The sequence below is a fragment of the Methanolobus tindarius DSM 2278 genome (genome assembly GCF_000504205.1).
Taxonomy (GTDB): domain Archaea; phylum Halobacteriota; class Methanosarcinia; order Methanosarcinales; family Methanosarcinaceae; genus Methanolobus; species Methanolobus tindarius.
In genome coordinates this window covers 1,039,419-1,058,752 of the sequence record NZ_AZAJ01000001.1, presented here as the reverse complement: position 1 = coordinate 1,058,752, position 19,334 = coordinate 1,039,419, and the positions used below count along the sequence as shown (strand labels likewise).

General features: G+C 40.1%; 20 protein-coding genes. 7 read left to right on the top strand and 13 right to left on the bottom strand.

Annotated elements, in window-relative coordinates:
- Positions 1 to 11 precede the first annotated feature (11 nt).
- The 3 genes from uvrC to METTI_RS05075 all read left to right on the top strand — a co-directional run bounded on the left by uvrC (position 12) and on the right by METTI_RS05075 (position 3,484).
- The gene (gene uvrC / locus METTI_RS05085; RefSeq protein WP_023844754.1) at positions 12 to 1,808 is read left to right on the top strand and encodes an excinuclease ABC subunit UvrC; all 1,797 of its coding nucleotides are present in this window, start codon (positions 12 to 14) and stop codon (positions 1,806 to 1,808) included.
- Between the two features lie 93 nt (positions 1,809 to 1,901).
- Entirely contained in the window at positions 1,902 to 2,633 is a 732-nt protein-coding gene (locus METTI_RS05080) for a glucose-6-phosphate isomerase family protein (RefSeq protein ID WP_023844753.1), read from the top strand.
- Positions 2,634 to 2,728: 95 nt separating this feature from the next.
- Positions 2,729 to 3,484, top strand: a complete 756-nt coding sequence (locus METTI_RS05075) for a DUF128 domain-containing protein (protein WP_023844752.1) — start codon at positions 2,729 to 2,731, stop codon at positions 3,482 to 3,484.
- Between the two features lie 46 nt (positions 3,485 to 3,530).
- Here the strand turns inward: METTI_RS05075 and METTI_RS05070 are convergent, their stop codons facing one another.
- Both METTI_RS05070 and METTI_RS05065 read right to left on the bottom strand, forming a co-directional pair.
- On the bottom strand, positions 3,531 to 4,907 hold the full coding sequence (locus tag METTI_RS05070) for a single-stranded-DNA-specific exonuclease RecJ (protein WP_023844751.1): 1,377 nt from the start codon (positions 4,905 to 4,907) through the stop codon (positions 3,531 to 3,533).
- 10 nt (positions 4,908 to 4,917) lie between these two features.
- Positions 4,918 to 5,415, bottom strand: coding sequence for a hypothetical protein (locus METTI_RS05065; protein WP_023844750.1), 498 nt, complete (start codon positions 5,413 to 5,415; stop codon positions 4,918 to 4,920).
- A gap of 150 nt (positions 5,416 to 5,565) precedes the next feature.
- On the opposite strand from METTI_RS05065, the gene METTI_RS05060 reads away from it, so the two are divergent.
- Positions 5,566 to 5,748: a hypothetical protein gene (locus METTI_RS05060; RefSeq protein ID WP_048135170.1), complete on the top strand. Its 183-nt coding sequence runs from the start codon at positions 5,566 to 5,568 to the stop codon at positions 5,746 to 5,748.
- 10 nt (positions 5,749 to 5,758) lie between these two features.
- Entirely contained in the window at positions 5,759 to 6,190 is a 432-nt protein-coding gene (locus METTI_RS05055) for a secondary thiamine-phosphate synthase enzyme YjbQ (RefSeq protein ID WP_023844748.1), read from the top strand.
- 79 nt (positions 6,191 to 6,269) lie between these two features.
- Here the strand turns inward: METTI_RS05055 and METTI_RS05050 are convergent, their stop codons facing one another.
- Positions 6,270 to 6,668 (bottom strand): DUF1699 family protein, encoded by a 399-nt coding sequence (locus METTI_RS05050; RefSeq protein WP_023844747.1) that lies wholly within the window; start codon positions 6,666 to 6,668, stop codon positions 6,270 to 6,272.
- A 637-nt stretch (positions 6,669 to 7,305) separates the two neighbouring features.
- Between METTI_RS05050 and METTI_RS05045 the strand changes: the two genes are divergently transcribed.
- Positions 7,306 to 8,022 carry a hypothetical protein gene (locus METTI_RS05045; protein ID WP_169729101.1) on the top strand — a complete coding sequence of 239 codons (717 nt, stop codon included), beginning with the start codon at positions 7,306 to 7,308 and terminating at the stop codon, positions 8,020 to 8,022.
- A 19-nt stretch (positions 8,023 to 8,041) separates the two neighbouring features.
- Here the strand turns inward: METTI_RS05045 and METTI_RS05040 are convergent, their stop codons facing one another.
- The 6 genes from METTI_RS05040 to METTI_RS05015 form a co-directional block, all read right to left on the bottom strand.
- Positions 8,042 to 8,788, bottom strand: coding sequence for a MinD/ParA family ATP-binding protein (locus METTI_RS05040; protein WP_023844745.1), 747 nt, complete (start codon positions 8,786 to 8,788; stop codon positions 8,042 to 8,044).
- Between the two features lie 77 nt (positions 8,789 to 8,865).
- A complete protein-coding gene (locus METTI_RS05035) occupies positions 8,866 to 9,225 on the bottom strand; it encodes a helix-turn-helix domain-containing protein (RefSeq protein ID WP_023844744.1) in 360 nt (119 codons plus the stop codon).
- Between the two features lie 104 nt (positions 9,226 to 9,329).
- The gene (locus METTI_RS05030) at positions 9,330 to 10,979 is read right to left on the bottom strand and encodes a tRNA uridine(34) 5-carboxymethylaminomethyl modification radical SAM/GNAT enzyme Elp3 (protein ID WP_023844743.1); all 1,650 of its coding nucleotides are present in this window, start codon (positions 10,977 to 10,979) and stop codon (positions 9,330 to 9,332) included.
- A gap of 16 nt (positions 10,980 to 10,995) precedes the next feature.
- Positions 10,996 to 12,039, bottom strand: coding sequence for an AAA family ATPase (locus tag METTI_RS05025; RefSeq protein WP_023844742.1), 1,044 nt, complete (start codon positions 12,037 to 12,039; stop codon positions 10,996 to 10,998).
- Between the two features lie 11 nt (positions 12,040 to 12,050).
- On the bottom strand, positions 12,051 to 13,745 hold the full coding sequence (locus tag METTI_RS05020) for a preprotein translocase subunit SecD (RefSeq protein WP_023844741.1): 1,695 nt from the start codon (positions 13,743 to 13,745) through the stop codon (positions 12,051 to 12,053).
- Positions 13,742 to 14,644, bottom strand: coding sequence for a protein translocase subunit SecF (locus METTI_RS05015; protein WP_023844740.1), 903 nt, complete (start codon positions 14,642 to 14,644; stop codon positions 13,742 to 13,744). Before METTI_RS05015 ends, METTI_RS05020 begins: the two co-directional genes overlap by 4 nt.
- 114 nt (positions 14,645 to 14,758) lie before the next feature.
- Here METTI_RS05015 and METTI_RS05010 point away from each other — a divergent pair, with 114 nt between their 5' ends.
- Positions 14,759 to 15,220: a deoxycytidylate deaminase gene (locus tag METTI_RS05010; RefSeq protein ID WP_023844739.1), complete on the top strand. Its 462-nt coding sequence runs from the start codon at positions 14,759 to 14,761 to the stop codon at positions 15,218 to 15,220.
- Here METTI_RS05010 and METTI_RS05005 read toward each other — a convergent pair.
- The 4 genes from METTI_RS05005 to METTI_RS04990 form a co-directional block, all read right to left on the bottom strand.
- Positions 15,206 to 15,964, bottom strand: a complete 759-nt coding sequence (locus METTI_RS05005) for a coenzyme F420-0:L-glutamate ligase (protein ID WP_023844738.1) — start codon at positions 15,962 to 15,964, stop codon at positions 15,206 to 15,208. The genes METTI_RS05010 and METTI_RS05005 overlap by 15 nt on opposite strands.
- A gap of 252 nt (positions 15,965 to 16,216) precedes the next feature.
- On the bottom strand, positions 16,217 to 17,011 hold the full coding sequence (locus METTI_RS05000) for a helix-turn-helix transcriptional regulator (RefSeq protein WP_023844737.1): 795 nt from the start codon (positions 17,009 to 17,011) through the stop codon (positions 16,217 to 16,219).
- Positions 17,012 to 17,429: 418 nt separating this feature from the next.
- Positions 17,430 to 17,891, bottom strand: coding sequence for an Hsp20/alpha crystallin family protein (locus METTI_RS04995; protein WP_023844736.1), 462 nt, complete (start codon positions 17,889 to 17,891; stop codon positions 17,430 to 17,432).
- Positions 17,892 to 18,034: 143 nt separating this feature from the next.
- Entirely contained in the window at positions 18,035 to 19,240 is a 1,206-nt protein-coding gene (locus tag METTI_RS04990; protein ID WP_023844735.1) for a cofactor-independent phosphoglycerate mutase, read from the bottom strand.
- Between the last annotated feature and the right edge of the window lie 94 nt (positions 19,241 to 19,334).

The window sequence follows — 19,334 nt, the reverse complement described above, 5'->3', positions numbered from 1 at the left end:
ATGAGCTCAGCATGAAGTTCGACCTGAAAACACTTCCTGCACTTCCCGGTGTGTATCTGATGAAAGATGTTTCCGGGGATGTGATCTATGTAGGCAAGGCCAAATCCCTGGATAAAAGAGTGCGCCAGTATTTCCAGTCAAAGAGGAATCTTTCTCCTAAAACTGTCACTCTTGTAAAACACATAGATGACATTGAGTACATTATTACTGATTCCGAAGTTGATGCCCTCGTACTTGAAGCAAACCTGATAAAAAAGTATAAACCACGTTACAATGTCCGCCTGAAGGATGACAAACGCTATCCCTATGTCAAGGTCACTATCAATTCAGAATTCCCGCGAATATTCCTGACACGAAGGCGGCTTATGGATGGAGCTATTTATTTTGGCCCTTACACAAATGCAAAAGCGATACGCACAACCCTTGACATAATTTCCCGTATTTTCATGCTCAGGCAATGTAAGAAGAAAATAGAGCCCGGAAAAACAAGACCATGTCTTAATTATCATATCAAACGTTGTATGGCTCCCTGTAAGGAAGGCCTGGATAAGGAAGAGTATCGCAGACGTGTAATGGAAGCTGTCAGGCTCCTTAAAGGAGAAACATCTGGTCTTCTGAAGGATCTGGATAAAAAGATGCGTTTCTTTGCAGAGAATCAGGACTATGAGTCCGCTGCAATTATCAGGGACCAGATTGATTCTGTAAAATCAATATCCGAACAGCAGATAGCAACATCAGGTACCGATGATCGTGATGTTATTGCAGCAGTTTCAGATGAGAAAGCTGTCTACATTCAGGTATTTTATGTACGTCAGGGAAGCATGGTTGGCAAGGCTGATTTTACACTACTGGGTGCCAATACTTCGGAAAGTATCGAGGAGTCTATGGCCCAGTTTGTCAAGCAATATTATCAGGATTCGCCAATCCCTCCGGAGATTCTTGTGCAGTATGAGCTTCCTGACAGTGAAATCATAGTAAAATGGCTCTGTCAACGTTCCGGAAGAGACGTACGTGTTCATGTTCCCCAGCGTGGGGATAAGAAAAAGCTGGTGGAAATGGCTGCAAGAAATGCTGAAATGTCAAAGAGAATGGCTGGACTTAAATCAACTCCTTCTGAATCTGCCATTGGAGCGCTGGAAGCATTGAAAGATGTTCTTCATCTTGAAACACTCCCTCTTCATATTGAAGGTTTCGATATCTCCAATATCTCAGGAACAAATGCTGTGGGTTCAATGGTATATTTTGAAAATGGTCGACCTGCAAGCAGCAAATACAGGCAGCACAATATCAAAACCGTGAAGGGAATTGATGATTTTGCCATGATGGCTGAAGTGGTTCACAGAAGGTATTCACGTTTACTGAAGAATAAAGAACCACTGCCCGATTTGATTCTGATAGACGGAGGTCCGGGGCAGGTTGGTGCTGCAAAATCTTCTCTGGATTCTCTGGGACTTGATATTCCTATGATAGGTCTGGCTAAAAGATTTGAGCATATAATAACCACAAAAAAAGGACCTGATGAGGTTATAATTCTCCCTCATAGTTCGCCTGCACTAAAACTGCTCATGCACATTCGAGATGAAGCTCACAGGTTTGCGGTGAGCTCCCACCGCAGAAGGCGGTCTGCAAGTCTTACGCATTCGGAGCTTGATTCTATTCCCGGAGTCGGTTCTTCAAGAAAAAAGGTCTTGCTTGAGAATTTTGATTCAATCGATAAGATAAGAATGTCATCGGTTGAGGAGCTTTCATCTCTTGATGGAATAAGCAAAAACCTTGCCCGGAAAATACTGCAGCATCTAAACAAATAATTAAATCTAATTAACCTATTTGCGGCAAAAATAAATACTGTGGGCTCCAATATTGATTCTAAGAATTTTGTGCAAATTATAAAGTGTGATTATATGGGAAAAGAACTGGAGTTTTACGGGAAAAGCCATAGTCCTGATATCAGGATGTTGCATGACATGGACGAAGTAGTACATGATCAGCAGTGGCTGCGTTCACAGGAAAATATTGAACTTTATTACATGTATCGTGATCTTTCAGCAGATGAAAACGATCACAAAAAGATAGTTGAAAACAGCCTTCGTTATGATGTTACTATAATTCCACCTGCAATGCTTGGTGACGAGTATGTTAAAACAGCAGGTCATTATCATCCGGCTGTGGAAGGTCACAATATATCTTATGCTGAACTATACCAGGTTCTTGAAGGCAAGGCAACTTATCTTCTCCAGAAAGCCGAGAATGGAAAGGTTGTGGATGTGATTGTCTGCGAGGCAACAGCAGGTGATCTTGTTCTTGTGCCGCCGGATTACGGGCATATTACCATCAATGCTTCACAGGAAACATTGAAAATGGCTAACTGGGTGTGTAGGGATTTCTCTTCCTTGTATGAGCCTATTAAGAAACTATCAGGTGGAGCTTACTATCTGCTAAAGGATGGTTTTATAAAGAACCCTGATTATCCGTCGGTGCCTGAGATCAGGTATGAGAAACCACATGATTATCCAGAAGCCAATCTGTTCTGCGGAACTGACATGTACGTAATGGTAAAAGAGATTGAAAAGCTTGACTTCCTCGTGCATCCACAGGATCACCCTGAGATATTCGGGAGAATGACGTCTGTCTGAATCTCTACTCTTTTTTAAACTTATGCGAAACTATAAATGTCTGGCAGTTACTAGTCTTAGAGATAAAACAGTCACAAAACGGTAGAGGTATGTCTTTGCAGAGGAACCAGCGTATTCAGTTCACATCATCTAAAATAGAAGACTTGATGTTCAGAACCACCTTCAATCCTAAAACAATGGAAGGTGATGTTATCGTGAACCTTTCACTTATTGATAAACAGGACTTTGATGATGTTCTCAAGATATTCAGTATGGCCATCAATAGCGGGCTTTCTGTAAGTCCGTTGCTTAAGATTCTCCATGAAGGGGACTCGATAGGTGACAGGAAGATTGGTGAAGATGAGGTTGGTTTTGCAACTGTGTGCAGCATTACTATCGATGGTCTTCTCCTTAAAGCCGGTGTCATGGTAAAACCACGTTTTGGAGGTCTTGTGGAGATTCGCGACGGTGAACCTGTTCGTTTCACAAACGTGCTGACATACCAGAGCACTACCATTGATCCTCTTGAGGTTCTCATGTCACAGGAGCTGACTTCCGTAATGAGTATGCTTAAAACCGGTTCCGGGAAGATTCTTGCAAACCTGCGTGAGGCTCCCATGGTTGCCAGGGATATAATCGACAGCACATTGGCTGATATGGTGGATGCCGGAATAAACGGAATTCTTGAGGTTGGAGAGCCGAATACCAGAATACTTGATGTTCCGGTTGAACGCGATCATCTCGGAATCGTGGTAATAGGCGGTACCAACCCGATGGCAATTGTTCAGGAACACGGAATTCCTATCAGGACAAATGCAATGTCCACTCTTATTGATATCAATAAGTTATCCCACATCAATGATCTTGTTTGATGTGGTTTAAAATAGTTTTTTAACTTTTAAGTTTTAAATTGCACTTTCAGCTTAACTGGGCGGCGATTGCCGCGTTAAGTTTCTGGATAAACTCTTCTTTTTTACCAAATGGTACTGTAGCTCCGGCAGCAATGTCATGTCCGCCGCCAGCTCCTCCTAGTTCCTGGCATACAATACTCAATGCTTCTGCAAGGTTAAGTCCTCTGTTTATGAGTTCCTGGGTTCCCCTTGCTGAAACTTTATAGCCGTCATCTTTGTCTGCAAAGGCTATTATCGGTAATTTGCGGTTACCTGCAGAAGAATGACTCATCCCTGCCACAATTCCTACTATTGTTTCCGGAATTGTGCTTCCTGCATCAAAATACTGCATGTGGGAAAGCTTTGTGATTCCATTATCCTTTACAAAATTAAGTCCGTCAACAAGATTCTTGCGGTGGGTATGAAGCAGATCCTGGGCTCCTATATATGCTTCATCCCGGTCTCCCATGCACACTTGCATTCCAACTTCAGCCTGCATGTATCTTCCGGTCGCGTTAAGTAGTGTTGAATACTCACTTGCATCTCTCATTTCAGTGCCTTCCTGTTCTGAAAGCAGGATGTAGCCTTCTGAGACAAGCCGGCTAATATTGTAGGAAGACATGCCGCTCTGCATTGCATGTTGCAGGAGGGATGATGTAACATTTTTCTTTTCATCCTCGGAAAGATCTATCCATCTTCTCCACTTTTCATCGTTTGCAAACTGCAGGCCTACATTTGCCAGAAAATCAATACATGCATCTTCGTTACCTGTAAGTCTCGGGATGAAAGGGTCTGATGAAAACTGTAACATTTTGTAAACAGGTCTTGTCTGTTTCCCGAAAAGTGAAATATCTGTAACAGATGCTATTACTTCGGGATTTGCATCCAGTATCATTTTGTTAAGGCTGACAAGTTTACCATATTTCCTGTATTGCATGTCTCCGACACACCCTACAATGGCAAGGTCTGCAAGGTCACGATTATTCCCAAGCTGGGTTGCAAGTATGAATGTGGTGCCTGATCCGCTTATTTCATAAGAGCCGTTAGCTCCGAAAAGATGGGGATTGAGGTGGAATTTTGTGTCTCCCTGTGGTCTGTGGTGGTCTGAAACAATTGCGTGAACTCCGTAGTTTGCAATGTGTTCCAGTTGACCGCTTCCAAGGTCTGTGAAAATGGTAAGTTCAGGATTGATATCTGCAATCTCTTTTACAATTGTTTCGTCAAGCTGCTTGACAAACATCATATCATATCCTATGCCTGCTCTTTCGAGGGCTTTTGCAATGATGGCTCCTGAAGTAATCCCATCTGCATCGATATGTGATAACAGCTGCACCTCATCGTATTTTCTTATCTCTTCAGCACATTCCCTGGCTCTATCTGCCATCATTACCATTGTTTCAGACATTTTTATCCTCTTATTGTACCAACCTGAGTTTCTTCCATCCTTTTGGGTCTATCAGGTACTTATTGCTCTCTCTTTCAATCCGGGGATATGCCTGAATCTCTTCAACTGTAACTTTTGCAGTGTCTTCATCGTGATATCTGCGGCACAGTTCGGTCCATGGGATCATATATGCTTCCCGTGTACGTCCTACGCCCATTCTAAGTTCCACTGCGAGAAATCCCGTCCTTCCGGATTTTAAAAGGAAATCAGATATTCTATCTATCTGGTGCACACCGTTCTTATCTGTTGTGAAATGCTGTGTGAAATAAAGCGCCTTTGCACCTTTATCTACTGATATGCTTTTGCATTCGATTCCCATGTAGTGGTCAGGGTCAAGCGAATCTACAAGAACGTCCAGAAATTGTGAAGTGAACCTGTGTTGTTTCAGGCGGTAGGCTACACCTTTCATTTTGTTTTCTTCGAAGAATGCGTTAAATGACTTGACAAGTTCCCTTTCAAATTCTGTCATTGGTTGATCACGTTTTTTGAATTATATTATTTTTAATGTTATATTTAAGATTGCACTGTAGGGTGAAAGTATTCGTATCATCTCATTAAACCAACTGAAACTTTCCTGTTGTTCGATAGATTCATGTATATCTTTACTTAATTAGCAATGATGACTAAGAAAAATCTGGAAATCATATCTTCAATAGGTTCAGTAATACTATTGATAATAATGTTTGCTCTTTCACACATGATGAGGGATTCTATCACTCAGGAATACGGATTTATTGTGTCGCTTGTGGTGTTCATACTTGTTATGTCCGTCATTGGTTTGAAACTGAATGAAATGCAGTGAGGCCTGATAATTGGCAGTTTACAGCGCAAGCTTTACTATAGATACAAAAGGAAATGCAGATATTATTGATATAACACCTGAGGTTTCAGACATTGTGAACTCATCAGGTCTGAGCGATGGTATTGTTCTTGTTTATGTTCCTGGCTCGACTTCTGCTATAACTACAATAGAATATGAGCCCGGACTTGTACATGATCTGAAGGCTGCTCTTGAAAGACTTGCTCCTGAAGGAATTGTATATCAGCATAATGAGAAATGGCATGATGGAAATGGACATTCTCACATACGTGCTTCTTTTATCGGGCAGGGTGAGTCATTTCCACTAATAGATGGTAAGCTGCTTCTTGGTACATGGCAGCAGATTATTCTGGTGGATATGGATAACCGGCCACGTTCCAGAAAAGTGTTTGTCCAGATTTACGGCGAGAATTCTTACAGCTAAAAGTTAATTGCTGTACGTTTGTTTATTAAAAGTAATAAAGAAAAGAGTTTTCCGGCTTTAGCCGGAAGTGAGTAAGTGTTTATCCCTGTTTTACGAGGAACTTGACAAAATCCGGGCTAAGTCTTGTTTCCCTGATCATCTTGTCTTCTACGTCTTCGTCTGAAAGGCCGTCCTGCTTGTACTGTGCAATACGGTCATACACACTCTGTGAAACTTCAGAGTACTCGTTGATGTCCTTTCTGTGTCCCCATACGTCTCCTTCAAGGAGCTCAATTCCCTGCATCTCAAGGTACATTTTTGCGGAGTTTGAGATGGTTCTCTTATATGAGCTTGGGATGTGGAGTGCCTTTACATTTGGACATTTCATTATAAGTGAAAAGATGTCCGTGTTTGATGGTCTGAATGCGAGGTGAATAATCTCTTCGTTTGGGCCAAGTGAATTGATCTCTTCCTTTGAACTTACAACTCTGATTTTCATGTTTTACCTTCCTTTTTTTTTGCGTTTTTTTGCAATTTTTATTGCTTATAGTTGAGAAATTTACTCTCTAAAAATTAGTGTATATACAAACTTTTATTTAAAGGTTGCTGATATAACGTTATATTGATGGTATAAAGTAGCTTAATAATATAATTACTTAGTTTTTTGACACTGTGATTTACGTGCAAAACCGTTACTCATAACTTCTTATCTTTTTTATTTGTACTGTATGTGCTTGTTTTTTTAATGGTATTTTTCTATTTTTTTATATTTTACTAAAAAATAGTTTTTTTATATTTTGTGATGAATAGTGGTAATATTAAGTTGCCCGATAAAAAAATTACTGTTGTCTGTGAACAACTAAGTTTGTGTGTATTTGTATTATATGTGTACAGTTCATTTGTGATTTCGATGTATATACAACTCTGATTCTTTACTATTTTTTCTGATTGCAAAAAGAAATAGGTAACGGCCTATTTTTAGTTACTCAGTTTTGTTTGGATGTAAAAGCTTATATAAATACGCTTCCATTTTAAGAGACGTGTATCCTAAACTGTTGCCAAAATTAAGGGTAAAAAATGATGTAAAAGTAGTTTACATTGCATTTGGCATAGTTTTAACCTATTTTTCCATATACATGCCTGATTTTATGGAAGTAGCTGGTATCGACAATGTTCAGATAAGTTCCACTGTCTCTTTCAGTGCACTTAATGGTATGTTATTCGGACCTTTCTGGGGTGCCCTCATAACGCTATCTGGATTTTCATTGTACAAAATAAGTGCTGGAACGTTTTTTACAATGAGTACATTTTCGCTACTCTCACTGATCTTTAATGCAATGACTTCGATAGTTTCAGGTCTTATTGTCAACAGGGAGCACAAGGCTGCAAAGGCAATTTTCTTTGGACTTATTTGTATATGGTACTTATTTGATGTAGGCAGGACTGCATACTTGTATCCCTGGTATCACCTGCTTGTACTTGGAGCATTTGTGTATTTTGACAGGCTAATTCTTAAAAAAAGCATCACTTCAAGGCTATTTATCTTTGTCTCTTTATTTTTTGCCTCATTGCTCGGGGTTCTCACGGACCACATGGCAGGCAGCATATCGTATCATCTATTATATGATCTTCCGGCAAGTGCTTATAAATCGGTCATATTGGTTTATCCTGTGGAAAGAACCATTCTTGCATTCTTCCCGGCATTTCTTGTATATGTGTTAATAGTTGTTTTCAAGGATATTCTGCTTTCATCAGGGGATATTGAAAGCGATATAAATGACCGTAAATCCCGTGATCTGGATGAATATATCAAGAATGATGTTCTCGATATACTGAAAAATGATGAAAAATAGAGATGTATTGAAGTAATAATCACTTCATTGCTTCGATCTTTTCTTTTATAGAAAAAATGCTCTTTGAGAACAGATGTTCCGGCTCTGTATGGACAAGGATTTCATCCTTGCTTCGGGTTGCAATCTCACACATACATGGAATTGTTGCAAGAACAGGGACTCCGTATCTTTTAGTATCGATTATGTCGATTATATTACGATGGGACATGTTGTCAATAATGCCACATTTTTTATCAAGAAGGGAATAAACTCCGTTTATAAGCTGTTCTGTACAGCTGGTACAGGCATTGGTATCATTGTGTACTATGATTACCATATCAGATGCTGCCACTGCATTAATTGACTCATATTCCACTCCCGGACTGGTGTCGAATATTATTACATCAAGATCCTTTTCTGAAAGTTCTCTCTTTCCGTTCATTAGAGCTTTAAGGGCACTTGCCTGCCAGTCACGATCTTTACTTACCAGATCTCTTATCTCTCTGATATCCGGGTTTGAAAAACTAAGGTACATATGAGCTTCAGTTCCCATTTCGCCTTTGACATCTGTAAGTGTGTCATTTATATTGCATTTCCCTGAAAGGAAATCATTAATCCAGAAATGGGTTTTAGGCTCAAACATTGAGCAGAGTGACGGTCCTCTAAGATCAAGATCTATAAGACACGTGTTTTTCCCGGTAGATGCAAAAGCAACTGCTAGGTTCATTGCAATACTGGTTTTCCCTGTACCGCCTTTGGAAGAATGGATTGCTAATGTGAGTGTCATGTTAATTCATTGATTAGTTCAATTAGGGTATATCAATATTTCATATATGCAGAAATTAGCATCTATCTCATCATATATTATTTTTTCTTTAAGCTATCGTTGATACGGAAATATACTTTCCTTCCTTCTCTGTATTTCCGTACATGGTTCATTCTGACAAGCTGGTTAAGATAGTTACTTTCAACTGCTCTTTCTTTATTTGTTATTTTTGAGATCTCATCTGCCGTTGCAGGTCCAATCTCAAATAATGTTGTGGCAGTTGTCCTAAGATGGTCGGGAAGGGACAACAATGTGATAACGTCCAGGGAATCAGCCATGATTCTTTCTTTTTCGCTGATCTGTTCGTCCCTGTTATCAACCTGTACTATGAGCTTGTCAAGTTTGGAATTAATGTCTTTTAAATTGGTGACAATCTGTTCAAGGAGTTCAGAGTCCAATATTTTGTCTCCTGCATTTAATCATCGGAATTTTCAACTATTCTATGTTTGTTTGTATATACAATTATCCGTCATAATCACTAATAAAACTTTCTGGTCAAGTTTCACAGCAAGCTTTTTACCATGTATGCTTTTTCAAGTTCATAGCCTACCTTCTTATAGTAACCACGAACACCTATACCACTTATTATGGCAAGTTTATTGTATCCTGCATCTCTTGCAAGCTCTTCTGCATGTGTAATTAACTCTCTGCCATAGCCTCTGTGTTGCCAGTCATTCATGCCGGCTTCTTTACCCACAGCTACGGTTGATCCGTATATGTGTAGTTCTCTTACAAGTGCTGCACCGGAAAGCTCTTCACGGTGTGGTCTTGCCGGGAATCTTAATCTTAAAAATCCTATAAGGATGTCCTTTTCAATGTCTTCAAAGGCAATAAAGTGTTCCTGTCCACCACAACATTCGTATGATTCAACAGTTAGTTCTATGTTCTCAATATCAGGTTCATTTCCTTTTAGCATGTTATGCCCGACTTCACGGCATCTGATACAGCGGCACTTACCTCCATGCTCTTCCAGATGTTCGTGTGCTAGCTGTCGTATGTTACTTTTCCTTACACCTGCAAGTATCTGCGGTGATGGAATATCTCTTTGTATACGTTGTAATCTGACCCATTTAGGGATGAATGATTTAATTTCCGAAAGCATCAGTGTTGCTTCGTCGTCTCCAATAGCTTGGTATTTTCCTTCTTTCCACATTCTGTGAAGTTCAGTACCTTCAGTAACCAGAGTCGGATATATTTTCAGGTAATCAGGTCTGAATCCCGGCTCATCAAAAAGTCGTTTGAAATTCCTGATGTCCATTTCTATGTCTGTTCCAGGAAGTCCTGGCATCATGTGGAATCCTACCTTCAGTGCGCTGTCCCTAAGTATCCTGTTAGCTTCAATGCTTTCAGCAACTGTGTGTCCGCGTTTCATTCTCTCAAGTATGAAATCATAAGTACTCTGGACACCAATCTCTACTTTGGTGGCACCAAGTTCAAGCATCTTGTCTATGTGGTGTGTTTTAGCCCAGTCCGGACGTGTCTCAAAGGTAATTCCGGTGTTCTTCACCTCTGCAGTCTCATTTGCTTTCTGCACGTCCTCTATGGTGTAATATGGAATAGTTTTACCAATTGGATTTGCTTCCTGCCTCCATGAATCTCCATAAAAATCATTCATGGCTTCAAGACAGCGTTTTGCGTACCATTCCTGATAATCTATTGGCCTTGCGGAAAATGTACCTCCCATGACTATCAGTTCGGCTTTTTTTACCTCATGTCCTATCTGTTTTAGCTGGGTCAATCTGTTTGTTACAATTTTATACGGGTCGTATTCAAACTGTATGGCTCGCATGGTGGAAGGTTCCCTTCCCATGTAACTCTGTGGTGAATGGAATTCAGAATTAGGTCCTCCGGGACATGGAACGCATATTCCGTGAGGACATGGTGCAGGCGATGTCATCGCAGCAATTACTGCAACGCCTGAAATTGTTCGCACCGGTTTGCGCTGAAGAACAGCCCTGACAATTTCTTGCTCGTTATCATTTCCTGATATAATGATGTCAGCATTTTTTGGAAGGGTGGAAAGGCGAAACTCCTTTGCTATTTTTTTCTTGGAATTATTGAGCTCTTTCTCATCTTTAATGGTGCCATCCAGCACCATGTCAAGTATTTTGCGACATGCTGTTTCAAAATTAGTCTTATCGTTATCAGTCATGAGCCATCAAATCTGATTATAAATTGGCATCCTGCTGACAAAACCCTGCAACAAGGGCTTCTATCTGTATTCTCTCGTTCGCACTCTCAGTAAGATAGATATCAGTGTCAGCTATCTTTGTGACCCATCTGGCAATAATGTCATCAGGTTCGTTTGAGTTTACAGTAGCCTGATGTAGCTGCAAGAGAATTTCCTGTCCTGATAACCCTTCTCCCAGAATCAGTTCATCAATATTCTTTCTGGCTTCAAGAATATTCTTTCCAACCATGGACTCAAAGAGCTTGTTAATATTTTCGGATTGTTCTCCAAGAGCTGCATCATATATTTGCTGCGTATCCATGCTTTCATTTCCAGGTTGAATCGAAGCAACCTGTAAAGTGTTTAAAGCTTTGGCAACATTGCCTTTTGCGTGATATACAAGTGCTGCAATGCCATCAGTACTTATGTTAAGTCCTTCATTTTCCGCAACTTCTGAGATGAACTTTGTCATTTTGTCATCAGATACATGTGTGAAAAATAATTGCAGTCCTCTGGATCTTAAAGGAGTAATAAGTTTAGAAGGCTGTGTGGTAGAGAATATAAAACGGCAGGTTGTCGTGTATTTCTCCATAATTCTTCTAAGGGCATGCTGTGAATCTGAGTTAAGTGATTCTGCATTGTCAATAAATATGATTTTGTAGTCTGCATCTACGGGTGCCATGCTGGCATATTCATTAATTATTTCTTTGAAAATATGGATTACACTGCCTGATATCTTTTTAGGATCATCAGTGCCTATGATACGCAGGAATCTTTTATCACGCACAAGGTAGCTTTTACCCTGTTCAAAGAAATCAGACGCATTGAAGTAAGCGAGATTCCGCTCGTAATCATCTCCATACAGTTCAAAGGCAAGTGCAAAGGCTGCACTTGACTTGCCTGAGTTTTCCGGGCCGTGGAACACAAGATGAGGAAGGTTATTGGACATGGCCAGTTTCCTGATCATGTCCAGGGATTGTTCGTTACCGATAATCTCATCAAAGGTCTTTGGCCGGTATTTTACAGTCCACAGGTCCTTCATTATATATCTCCTTACTCTGCTTCAGCTTCTGCACCTTTTGCAAGCACTTCATGGATGACCTTACCATAAACTGGTCTTGCGATCAGTATTCCAATAAGGACACCAACGATTGTTGTGATTGCAAATCCTTTCAGGCTTCCAAATCCCATTATGACAAGTGGTGACATTGCGATAATGGTTGTTGCAGATGCTGCAAATATGATCCCGAATGCTTTTGTAATCCTTGAAAGATAAACTTTTCTTGGCGGGAGTTTTCCTTCATACAGCACTTCATCAGTAATTATAACAAGGTGGTCAATACCTGTTCCTATGGCTGCTATGATACCAGCTATACTTGCAAGGTCAAGTTGCCATCCGATTGCTGCTGCAAAACCAAGGATCATTATTACTTCACTTATTGAAGTGCTGACCATTGGTATCAGAATAGCAGGTTTGTTATATTTCCTGAAAATCACAAACGCAACTGCAAGAAGTGCAATCATTCCTGCAATAACAGCCTGTGTCTTGAATTGCTGTCCAAGGGATGCATCCACATGGCCTGATCCCATAAGTTCGACATTCACAGGTAACGCACCTGCACGCAGGTGAATCTGTAATTCCTCTGCTCTTGTCTTACTTTCTTCGTCAGCGCCGGTTGAAGCCTGCCATGAGTATATTGGTGCTTGTTCCAGCTTGTCTGCTGCAGAGTAACTGAGAGGCGCACTATAAACCTCGTTCTCATCCAGGTACATTACAAGGTTATGTGACATCGGATCCTGAGTTGCACCGGTTTCAATGGCAATTTCCTGAAGTGCCTGGGCACCGGCATCTGTCAGGGTGAATGGAACATACCATTGTCCCTGGTCTTCATGATATCCTACGATGCTTACGGATTCTATTTCATCACCGTAAAGCACGTGTTTGGATTCATTGCCCTGGGTTACGATTCTTATCTCAAATTTACCAGGTTTCTCTGCGATGTTCTTGGCAGTTGCAAGGTCAATTCCTGCAAAGTCAATAAGAATGTAATCTTCACCGACTGTTTTTACTGGTATGTCTTTAAGTCCGATGGAATTTAGCTTGTCACTGAGGATTTCTTTTGTAAGGTCTCTGGTTTCGGTTGTAACTCCTTCCTTGTAGACAGGATCTCCGTTGATGTCAGTTACAATAAAACCTCCAACCTTTTCCATCAGGGCTTCAAGTTCTTCCTGTGTAATTGCAGTCCTGATTTCATATTCCACTCCATCAGAAATAAGTGTTGGAATTACTTCTGTTTTCAGCGTGTCTGCAAGGTATGTGCTGATGAGTGTCTCTTTAGTTGAGTGAAGCACTACCTGTGTAACGTTATTGCTTCGTGAAATCGTTGTCTGGCCAACTCCAAGCTGATCCATCTGATTATTGGTAAGTATCGAAGCTGATGTGAAAGTTACTGTTATATCATCTTCCTCTTCATTTACGGATGCAATATTAACGTCTTCTACAAGGTTGATATTGACGATTTCTTTTACAAGAAGGCCTTCGTCTGCGTCAAGCTGTGCAACAGCACCCTGAAGTTTGAGCTGAAGCCAGGAACCACCTTCAAGATCAAGTCCGTAGTTGAGGTTGGTTGTGAAACCTTCGTCAGAGCTGTAACCTGGATGTATGAATATCATAGAACCAAGTATTGCAATAATAAATACAATGACCCTGATATCTTTGAACAGGCTCTGATTTTCATCGTCCCTCATGCTTTTCTCCTCCTTGTGCCGACACTTGTGACATGCCACCTGAGAATTGATGTGTTAAGCATCCAGGTGTTCATCATATCTGCAACCAGTCCGAAAATGAGGACGATGGATATGTTTGAAAGAAGGGTAATTTGTGAAAATGATGGGCTGAGAACGTAGGAGAATGTGGAAACAAAGTACATTGCCACAAGAGCTGCAAGGGTTGTTGTTGTCATTGTGACACCTGTATGCATTGCGTTGCTGATGTTTTCCTGTGGGGTTCCACGTCGTTTCAAAACTCTTGTTGTAAGCAAAATATCACTGTCTACCGAATAACCGATGAGCATCAAAAGGGCTGCAACTGTGCCAAGGGACAGTTCAATTCCTACGATGTTCATGAATGCTGCTGCAATTGCTATGTCTGATATTGCTGAAATGACTACAGCTACGGATGGTACGAATGTTCTGAATATCAAAAAGACCACAATTGCCATTCCTATGAATGATATAATTACTGCTTTTACTGCCTGTTTCTGCAGGCTTGCACCGTATACTGGTCCTACCTGATTAATCTCAACATTCTCGTAGGACTCTATCACATCAGTTGTAAGCTCCTGCTGCAGTTCATCGTTCATTGGCCCAAACTGCATTATTATACGTGATCCGGCCTGTCTGACGTCGGTGATAGGGTAATCTGCATACTTCTGCTGAATGGCTGCCACACTTTCCTGGCTTGCCATTGAGATCATAGTTCCGCCTTCAAAATCCATTCCAAGCTTTACAGGTGATCCGCTGCTTGCAAAAGTAATTGCAAGTATAATTAATGAAATAACAAATACAATAAGCGGTAATGCTGCAAGCTGACGATCGTCATGTTTTCTAACAAAAGAATCTAAACGTTCAGTCAAACCGACTTCCATGTTTCTATGCTCCAGAAATAATAACTACTCAATTTCATCTATATAAGCAATTGAAATTGATGATTACCTCTTACACTACAACTTATATATACCACTTACTGCTTCATTTAAACGATGACTGAAAGGCCAAGTATAGATGAGTATTTTCTTGAGATAGCTACGGTTGTGGCCAAACGCTCCACTTGCTTGCGAAACAGAGTTGGAGCCGTAATTGCCAGGGATAAACGTATACTTTCCACAGGTTATAATGGTGCACCGAGAAATATGGAACATTGTCTTGATATAGGTTGTATAAGACAGCAAAATAATATTGCTTCAGGTACCCGTCATGAAAAATGCCGTGCGGTACATGCTGAACAGAATGCAATTATCCAGGCTGCCCTGCATGGTGTCAGCACAGATGGTGCCACACTTTACTGCACTCACCAGCCATGCATACTCTGCGCAAAAATGATAATCAATTCAAATATCAAAAAAGTTGTTTACATCCAGCCTTACCCGGATGCAGATTCACTTGTTTTCTTTGAGGAATCCGGTGTAGAGGTTGTTAACATCCCGGTATCAGACTTTGCTTAAACAGCGAAGTCCCTTTTTAATTATATCTTCCCGGTCACTACGGTATATTTCCTGAATGGATGACTCTTCTGATCTAAGTTCCAGTCCTCTGATAATGACTACCGGATATCCGCCGTCACCTTCTCCCATGAGCAGGTTTGCAGCTCCTGCAATCTCATCTGCAATTGCTTCTTCTGTAATTTCAAGGGTGTTTCCAAACAGGTCTTTCTGTCCTTTCCAGTTCTTTATCGGATGTATCCTGTAAACACCAATGGCAATTCCAGTCTGTCCTATTTTAAATGCTCTGCCGTTGGTATCTGTGAGTATGACGCTGATTTTCTTTCCGGTAATCTGCTCAATCGCCTCTCCAATCCGGGATGTACTTTCATCAGGATTAGATGGCAGATCTGCCAGATAGCCTACATCAACATTTGATTCGTCAATTCCTGCTTTAATGCAGACATGTCCGTTATGTGTTTCAACCAAAAATATTGGGTAATCTACCAGCACTTCCTTGCTACGGTCAAGTACTGCCTGTACAAATCTTGCATCAAGATTATGCTTTGATGCAATAGTCAGTGCTCTTTCTCCGGGTATTATATCTTCCAGTCTGAACATCCTGCCTTCTGCTTTGGCAACAATGGTAGAAGCTATTACAACAATGTCATTATCTTCTATGGTAGTATTTTCACAGATAATCGATGCAATATCGTCTCCTTCTTTTATCAAAGGGATGTTTTCTACAGTAAATGCCTGCATTTTCAATTTAAAAATCTCCAATAGATATGATTATGTTGTTGTGAATAATGCTCTTATGTTAATTAATAATGCTATGTTAAATTCATACAAGGTTAGTTTATATCTGAAACTTACAATAATATATGTCGGGAGTGGATTATTGAAGTAAGTACAAGTTTCAATCTACAACTATCAACCAACCACAAAATTGAAGCAAAATCGTAACTCTATAAATCTATTATTGTACTTACTTCCCTTCCAACTTGTTTTGAATACTGTTTATTCAACACTTAAGAGGGGCTCAGCTTTGCTGAAATAGTGATCAAAAAGTTCCTTTCCCCAGATAATAGCTTCCTGTTCACTGGAGATGAGATATCGTGGGTCATAAATCTCATTAAACGCCAAGAGCCTTAGTAACATAAGATCTGTAGCCATCAGCAAAGCGGAAAGTTCCATTTTATAGGGGTATATGTAAAAATTGATATTTGGATATTGAATGAGTTCTTCAAGTTTTTGTTTGTCATCTTTGATAAACTTCGCGAGCACATCTCTTGTAATAACAAAGTTGAACTCTGACCTATTTTTTGCATATTTGGTGAATAGGGGTGGATATTCAGAGTGGTATATAGATGTTACACAGAATATCTTTTCAGATTTAAGGCATTTCTCAATTGCAATCTGACTCAAATCCAGAGCTTCATGTAAATCAGGTTCTATAAGTTTACAAGTTTTTAGTTCTCTAATTCGATACAAAAGTTCAGCTGGTACGAAGTCTATATTGTGGCTTAAAAGATAGTCCATCTGTTTTTCAAGCACCTCAAGAGTGCTGAGCAATGGTTCCAGATCTCTGATTATGATTTCCCCGAATTTAGAAAGAAAATATGTGTCATCTTTTTCATTTTTTTTAATTAAATGAGCCTCCTCTAATATTTTCATCTGGGGAAGGAGGGCATTTCTGCTGACATCAAGTGCTTGTAAAATATTTGACATGCTAACTGGTCCGTTTTGCAGGAGCAGTAAAACATCCTTTCTTTTTTCAGATCTGCTAATAGTTTCAATTAATGCTCTTCTCATAATTTACCATTCTCTCATGTGGATGGCCCGCATCTATTTAAAATTATTAAGACTGTGTAATTTTTAACTGATGTAACTATACACAGATCATTTTGATTTTAGTATGAACCAACCACACTTTTAAAACCAATTTTAGAGTCTGGGTTGTTATTATTTAAGCATATTGATATTGTTGGATATATTGAATATTGTAAGCTCATTTACAAGTTTGAAACACCATAATCATCACTTTTCTTCAGAGAAAAGTAATATACTATATTTGCGTTGTACTTTTTTGCGGCGATGATGACAGTTACCCCGACTGAGCAAAGGATGATGATATTTCTAACTGATGCCGCAATATAAAATTATCGAATGACGAATAATATTAGTAGGGGTAATAAAAAAGAAGTCCGAATAATCGGACCTGAAGTAATCTTTATTCGATCATTATCCTGTGCTTTTCTTCTATCTCCGCCTTTGGCATTGTGATAGTAAGCACACCGTTCTCAAGCTTGGCACATGCAGCATCTTCATTTACCATGGATGGAAGGTTGAATGCTCTTGCAAACCGGCTGTAAGTTCTCTCACGCATAAGGTAGCCTTCTTTTTGATCTTCTGACTCCTTGTGCATGTTGGCCTTAATCCAAACTCTATTGTTACTTATATCAATGTCAACATCATCTTTGCTGACACCTGGAAGATCTGTTGTAACAATGATGTTGTTATCTTCTTCCTTGATATCAACCAGAGGGGATAATGTATCAATGTCCATCATATCCGAACTCCGTTCGCTATCTCCAAACAAACGGTTAAGGCGCTCCTGCATCTGCCTCATATCATCAAACGGGTCCCACCTTGAGGCTGTGGATGGTGACCATGGTGTTAGTCCAAACTTCATTTTACCACTCTCTTGTTTATATATGGATGGAACTATCCAAAAAACAGATACTCCCACTATAAATAATATCTAAGTTTTTCTATATATAAATAATGAGTGTTTTTTAAATTTAAAAAAGAATGCAAGAGGCATTGTGGGGTGGGTTATTGAGCCCACTCGCCATCAATAAGTTTTCTTACAAGATCCGCTGCGTAAACTGTCCCGAGAGTTCCTTTCTTTACAGCTTCCTCGTTAAATGCATCGGCATCATCTGATACTTTTTGTGAAGTGCAGTAAATAGCTACAGGTATTGGATTGGATGTGTGGGTTCTCAGTGCTATAGGTGTCGGATGGTCAGGAAGTACCATTATGGTTACATCTTCATCCATTTCCTTAGCTGCTTTTAGCACTGTACCTACAACCTTATCATCAAAATCCTCAATGGCCTGAATCTTTGCATTCATATTGCCCATGTGTCCGGCTTCATCAGGAGCTTCCACATGTACAAATACAAAATCATGGTCTTTGAGTGCATCAATTGCGTATTCTGCCTTGCCCAGATAATTTGTGTCAAGATATCCTGTTGCACCAGGTACTTCGATAACATCAAGACCTGCATAGATTCCTATTCCTTTCACAAGATCAACTGCTGATATAATAGCTCCTTTGAGACTGTACAGTTCTCCAAAAGGTGTGAATGCAGGTGCATATCCCTGTCCCCAGAGCCATATGGAATTTCCTGGGTTCTTGCCTTGTTCAATTCTTTTAAGGTTGACAGGATGGTCTTTCAGTATATCCATGGATTTTTCGGTCAGTTCACAGATTAGTTCACTGTCTTCACCTTTTGGCATGTGCTCATATCTGTTTTCATCAATAACATCATGTGGAGGTACACATTCGGTATTTGCACCAAGTCCTTTCTTGCCTACCATAAGATGACGGTAACTGATTCCCGGATAAAACCTGACCTTTTCATCTCCAAGTTCTGCATCAATGCTTTCTATCAGTTCCTTAGCTTCCTCATTAGTAATATGTTCGGAACTGTAGTCAGCTATCAGATCATCCTTGATGGTTATCAGGTTGCAGCGGAAGGCCACATCATCTTTTTCAAGTTCCACGCCCATGCTCGCGGCTTCAAGGGGTGACCTGCCTGTATAGTACTTTTTCGGATCGTACCCTACAATTGACATATTGGCCACATCACTTCCCGGATGCATGCCTTCCGGAACTGTCTGTGCAAGTCCTGCCCTGCCGTAAGTTGCAAGGTAATCCATGTTGGATGTGTTGGCTTTCTGAAGAACTGTCATGCCACCAAGTTCCTCAAGAGGCTCATCTGCCATGCCATCTCCGATGAGTACTACATATTTCATATTATCACCTATATTAATAGAAATCAATAAAAACCATAAGACAGTAATAATGCCATGAAAATGGTAAAAGTTCTGTCATTTTATTGGTTTTAAG

Bases quoted from the DNA above. Each gene is read 5' to 3' on its own strand.
- uvrC (WP_023844754.1), top strand. From the start codon at position 12: ATGAAGTTCGACCTGAAAACACTTCCTGCACTTCCCGGTGTGTATCTG.
- METTI_RS05080 (WP_023844753.1), top strand. From the start codon at position 1,902: ATGGGAAAAGAACTGGAGTTTTACGGGAAAAGCCATAGTCCTGATATC.
- METTI_RS05070 (WP_023844751.1), bottom strand. From the start codon at position 4,907: ATGTCTGAAACAATGGTAATGATGGCAGATAGAGCCAGGGAATGTGCT.
- METTI_RS05065 (WP_023844750.1), bottom strand. From the start codon at position 5,415: ATGACAGAATTTGAAAGGGAACTTGTCAAGTCATTTAACGCATTCTTC.
- METTI_RS05060 (WP_048135170.1), top strand. From the start codon at position 5,566: ATGACTAAGAAAAATCTGGAAATCATATCTTCAATAGGTTCAGTAATA.
- METTI_RS05050 (WP_023844747.1), bottom strand. From the start codon at position 6,668: ATGAAAATCAGAGTTGTAAGTTCAAAGGAAGAGATCAATTCACTTGGC.
- METTI_RS05045 (WP_169729101.1), top strand. From the start codon at position 7,306: ATGCCTGATTTTATGGAAGTAGCTGGTATCGACAATGTTCAGATAAGT.
- METTI_RS05040 (WP_023844745.1), bottom strand. From the start codon at position 8,788: ATGACACTCACATTAGCAATCCATTCTTCCAAAGGCGGTACAGGGAAA.
- METTI_RS05030 (WP_023844743.1), bottom strand. From the start codon at position 10,979: ATGACTGATAACGATAAGACTAATTTTGAAACAGCATGTCGCAAAATA.
- METTI_RS05025 (WP_023844742.1), bottom strand. From the start codon at position 12,039: ATGAAGGACCTGTGGACTGTAAAATACCGGCCAAAGACCTTTGATGAG.
- METTI_RS05020 (WP_023844741.1), bottom strand. From the start codon at position 13,745: ATGAGGGACGATGAAAATCAGAGCCTGTTCAAAGATATCAGGGTCATT.
- METTI_RS05015 (WP_023844740.1), bottom strand. From the start codon at position 14,644: ATGGAAGTCGGTTTGACTGAACGTTTAGATTCTTTTGTTAGAAAACAT.
- METTI_RS05010 (WP_023844739.1), top strand. From the start codon at position 14,759: ATGACTGAAAGGCCAAGTATAGATGAGTATTTTCTTGAGATAGCTACG.
- METTI_RS05000 (WP_023844737.1), bottom strand. From the start codon at position 17,011: ATGAGAAGAGCATTAATTGAAACTATTAGCAGATCTGAAAAAAGAAAG.
- METTI_RS04995 (WP_023844736.1), bottom strand. From the start codon at position 17,891: ATGAAGTTTGGACTAACACCATGGTCACCATCCACAGCCTCAAGGTGG.
- METTI_RS04990 (WP_023844735.1), bottom strand. From the start codon at position 19,240: ATGAAATATGTAGTACTCATCGGAGATGGCATGGCAGATGAGCCTCTT.